Below are 4,509 nucleotides of genomic sequence, written 5' to 3' on the forward strand. Positions count from 1 at the left end.
TCCGGCTCCAGATTCATGATGAGAAGCACCGAGGCGAGCGCTGACGGCCCTGCCACATAGGGCACCGCGAGCGGGACGATGAAGGGCTCGCCGCTCAATTCCTCAGCCGTCGAACCTCCCGGCCGGGGAAACACCATGCGAATAGCGATCAGAAACAGGACCGTCCCTCCCGCCGCTCTGAGAGCCGGTTCCGTAATATGGAGCAGGTCGAGAACGTGCTGGCCGGCGAAGAGGAATCCGACGAGAAAACCGAGGGCGATGAGGAGCTCGCGGAGGATCACCTTGGTGTGACGGTTGCGGTCGACGTTCTCGAGGGCGGATACGAAGAATGGAATGTTCCCGAAAGGATCCATCACGAGAAACATCGTGACTGCGGCCGAAAAGACGGTCATATCGAAAGATGGGACGTCGCCAGCAATCGGGACATGGGTGGGTTCTTTCTACCGCTAACGCCGTGCCGCGACCTGTGTTCGAACGGCCGCCACGGCTCGGTCTTCGCGGCGCTTATTCGCACTTCGTGCTCACATCTCATTCCCACGAAGCAGCCCGATGCGGACGATTCGCGCTGACGTCGCGGCAGAAGTCTTGGCCACCGCTCGTCAGGCTGGGGCGTATTTTTTCATTAGCCTGCTGGAATTCCCCGAAGGTCAAGCCTAACATTGCTTCACGATGCGAGCAAAGAATGCTGCTTTGCTGACGGGCGTCTGTTTGCTCCTGCAAGCTTGCACCGATAGCAGCCGGCACACGCGGGGGGAGATGCTGTATGTCTCCAACGAGGATTCCGGAAACTTGAGCGTGATCGCCACGGCGTCGAACGAGGTCGTCGCCACCGTTCCCGTCGGAAAGCGGCCTCGAGGCGTTCGTGTAAGCCCCGACGGACGAACGGTCTACGTTGCGCTCTCGGGGTCACCCAAATGCCCACCCTGGATGTCAGACGAGGACTGCGCCGCTCAGGTCACCGACAAGACCTTGGACGGGATCGCCGTAGTCGACGCCGCGACCCGGAAGCTGGTCCGTATCCTCCCCGGTGGATCCGACCCGGAGACTTTCGACCTGAGCCGGGACGGAACGATGCTCTTCGTTTCGAACGAAGACGTCGGTCTGGCGAGTATCGTCGACAACGCCCGGGGTCAGGTCGTGAAGACGGTGACGGTGGGCGAAGAGCCGGAAGGGGTCCGCACGAGCCCGGACGGAGAGCTCGTTTACGTCACCGGCGAGACGGATCACAATGTGACCGTCATCGAGACCGCTACCGGAGCTGCCCGCGCTCAGATCCCGGTTGGACACCGGCCCCGTGACGCAGCCTTCTCTTCCGACAGCCGCCTCGCGTATGTCACCTCGGAGATCGACGGCACGGTCTCGGTGATCGACGTCGAGAATGACGAGGTGGTGAAGACCATCACGCTCCCCCAGGGCTCTCGGTCGATGGGGGTACTCGTCGGCGTCGACGACAAGAAGCTCTTCGTCAGCAACGGCCGATCGGGGACGGTTTCCGTCGTGGACCTCGACACCGGTCAGGTCGTAGCCAACGTCGAGGTGGGGCCGAGGCCGTGGGGAATCGCTCTGAGTACCGACGGGAGTAAACTCTACACTGCGAACGGTCCTTCGAACGACGTCTCGGTCGTAGACACGGAGACGTTCGAGGTGCTGGATCGAATCCCAGTCGGAGAAAGCCCATGGGGCATCGCGATCGGGCCTGCCATTCCGTAACCGCACGGCGTTCGATCGGAGCTCGAGATTCACTGCCACCTATCGGCGTCCTTCGTGCGACTTCCGAGACAGCGATCAGCTGGCGATATGGACCAGGAGTCGGCGCCTGCCTCCTCGGCGGCGATGCTCCCACAAATAGATACCCTGCCAGGTTCCGAGCCCCAGCCGACCCGCGGTGACGGGTACGGAAAGGCTCGTTGCCGTCAGCGCTGCCTTCACGTGAGCGGGCATATCATCGGGGCCTTCCGCCGTATGGGTGTACCGGGCATCGTTCTCGGGAACGAGCCGTTCGAGAAACCGCTCGAGGTCTCTTTTCGCCGATGGGTCGGCGTTCTCCTGAATGACCAAGCTCGCCGACGTGTGTTGGACGAAGACCGTGCACAGCCCCTCCTCGATTTGTGCGGCATCCACGATCGATGCGATTTCAGCGGTAACGTCCACGAGCCCCTTTCCCGGGGTACGAATCTCGAGAGCCTCGATCACGACGTCATCCCCCAAGTCGAAAGGTCGCCGTTACGGAGCCAGAGGCGAAAGCGTTCCCACCGAAACAGCCCGTAGCGGTGAGCCATGTAGGCCACGACGGCGAGACCCATGATCTCGGTCGTGATGTTGTACGGATTGAGTACGCTTTCGACCCAGTCCTCGAAGTCGAGATCCCGGTAGCCGAACGCACCGGTAAGTGGCCATAGGGCGACCCATGGCCTCATCCACATCCGATCACACAGCTGATGCATCCATAGGGCGAGCACGTAGACGGGGCGCTTTTTCCACAGCAAAATGACGGCCGAGAGCGCAAGGTTGACCGCGATCGAATGGAACCAGACGCGGCCATTGTTTATGGTCTCCCGAAAAACCACGAGCCCCAAGGGCTTGTCGACGACATCGGCGAGGAGTGTGAGTGCCACGACCCAGCGAAGATCCACCTCGTCACCGGCCTTGTGACAGGCGACGGTTGCCGCGGCGATGTGGCCAAAAACAAGCATTCGGGATAGGAGAGCTGCCGCCTGCTAGAGCCTGATGGTGAACCGTCGTCCGTCGAGCTCGAGCTCCACCGCTCGTTCCTCGATGCGAATGACGAGTGCCCCTTCGACGCGATCGCCCTCGAAGACACGTTGATCGTTGATCACCGCGACGGGCTCTCCTCGCAGAACCGACGTTCCCTGCAGCACCAGCACCGGCGGGTCCGATGACGATTCGACGTTCCCAGGCTCCTCCTCCTCGCGCACCGGGACTTCGGGAGGCTTCGCAACCATCTCGACGGATCCTTCGTCGCGATCCTCATTCGGGACGGCCTCGCCCTGGGCCGGCTTCTGGCTCGTTGGCTCCGGCGGATCCTCAGGCGGTAGTGGTGGAAGGAATCGCTCGACCGGGGCTGCTTGCGGCTCGGGCGCGGCAACCTCCTCGATAGCTACGGGCGTATTCTCGCTGTCTGGCGCTCTTTCTCCGAGAAACCACAACGCCCCGGCGGTGACGCTCGCCGAGATCACCGCGATACCGACCATGATGAGAAGCTCACGTCGGCTGCCGCCAGAGGTTCCCCTCCCCAATACGTCCTCGGCCACGCGGATGGCACCGGCGGCGCTCTTTTGTTTCTCGACCTTCTTGAGGGCGTCGAGTATGAAGCTCATGGCGTCATGAGTCGCGGCGTGCGATAGTCGCCGGCGAGGCTGTAGAGTGCCATCCGGGTGTTGGGATCGACGTCGCCGTTCGCTTCCAAGTGCACTTTCCGCTGCAATGTCTTTACCGCGTCGGTGAGACCCGTCGCGCTCTCCCGTGCGTCCTCGGGCAGCATGCCAAGTGTCCCGAGCTTCCCACGAGCCCAGGCGAGCCGGCTGGGAACGTCCGCGGCCTCGAGCGCATCGAAATCCCTCCAGAACAGGCGGGCGCGCCCATTCCAAAACTTCTGCAAGACGCGGACGGGTACGCGAAAGAAATCTCCCGGGGCAAAGTACAAGACGGCATCGCTCTCGTCCAGGCCCGTGAGGACCATGTACAGCGAGGACTCATGCGATGGATGCGTTAGCTCGAGCACCGCCGGCATGTCGAGCGCCCTGAGTTGCACGAGATTGGTCTCGAGCTCCGAGTACTCGAGAGCGGCTCTCTCGGCGAGCGCCGACATTTCTTCTAGCTGCGAAATGGCGGCGACGCCGCCCACCAGCCGCACGCCCCACCGCTCGAGGAGCACCGCCGATGCCGCTTGACGTGAGGCATCGGCCGACAGCGTCATGAGCCTCGCCTCGAACAGCTCGGTGATCTCGCCGGCGCTCAACGGTGTCGGTTTCTCGTTCTCCCGGGGAACGATGGAAACGCTTTTTGCGTCACGCCACGGACCGAGGAAAACGATGCCCGCCACGGCGCCCGTTGCCACGGCAGTCAGCCCGCCACGGGCAAGGCGTCGAGACCAGACACCGGAGGTGCTCAGGTGCAGCTCTTTTGCCGCGCGGCGTACGGTCCGGGCATCGATCTCGTTCCTTTCCAGAACGTAACCGGCGAGAAGCGCACGATCGCAGATCAGGTTGATGAGCCGCGGTATTCCTTTCGAGTAGCGTCGAATCGCCCGGAACGCGCCCGACGTGAAGTCGACCTGGCCGATCCCCCCGGCCACCGCGAGGCGATGCCGGATGTACTGTTTGAGCTCGCGCCCTTCGAGAGGGGTCAGATGATATCGGGCCGTGATGCGTTGAGCGAGCTGCCTCAGATCGTTCTGCGCGAGCTTGTCGTTGAGCTCGGACTGTCCGATCAACACGATCTGTATCAGCTTCTCCGTGTCGGTCTCCAGATTGGAGATGAGACGGACCT

The 4,509-nt window shown here is 62.5% G+C and carries 6 protein-coding genes; 1 reads left to right on the top strand and 5 read right to left on the bottom strand.

Going from position 1 to position 4,509, the window contains the following annotated elements; genetic code table 11:
- The coding region (locus tag VEK15_27720) for a MarC family protein (GenBank protein ID HXV64517.1) at positions 1-392 on the bottom strand (392 nt) is incomplete at its 3' end.
- A 277-nt stretch (positions 393-669) separates the two neighbouring features.
- On the opposite strand from VEK15_27720, the gene VEK15_27725 reads away from it, so the two are divergent.
- On the top strand, positions 670-1,710 hold the full coding sequence (locus VEK15_27725) for a beta-propeller fold lactonase family protein (GenBank protein HXV64518.1): 1,041 nt from the start codon (positions 670-672) through the stop codon (positions 1,708-1,710).
- A 75-nt stretch (positions 1,711-1,785) separates the two neighbouring features.
- On the opposite strand, the gene VEK15_27730 is transcribed toward VEK15_27725, so the two are convergent.
- From VEK15_27730 to VEK15_27745, 4 genes are all read right to left on the bottom strand, one after another.
- A complete protein-coding gene (locus VEK15_27730) occupies positions 1,786-2,193 on the bottom strand; it encodes a secondary thiamine-phosphate synthase enzyme YjbQ (protein ID HXV64519.1) in 408 nt (135 codons plus the stop codon).
- Positions 2,190-2,693 (bottom strand): hypothetical protein, encoded by a 504-nt coding sequence (locus VEK15_27735; GenBank protein HXV64520.1) that lies wholly within the window; start codon positions 2,691-2,693, stop codon positions 2,190-2,192. Before VEK15_27735 ends, VEK15_27730 begins: the two co-directional genes overlap by 4 nt.
- Positions 2,694-2,717: 24 nt before the next feature.
- The gene (locus tag VEK15_27740) at positions 2,718-3,338 is read right to left on the bottom strand and encodes a hypothetical protein (protein ID HXV64521.1); all 621 of its coding nucleotides are present in this window, start codon (positions 3,336-3,338) and stop codon (positions 2,718-2,720) included.
- On the bottom strand, positions 3,335-4,509 hold a 1,175-nt coding region (locus VEK15_27745; GenBank protein ID HXV64522.1), incomplete at its 5' end, for a hypothetical protein. The genes VEK15_27745 and VEK15_27740, both read right to left, overlap by 4 nt.

This window comes from Vicinamibacteria bacterium (genome assembly GCA_035620555.1).
Classification (GTDB): Bacteria; Acidobacteriota; Vicinamibacteria; order Marinacidobacterales; family SMYC01; genus DASPGQ01.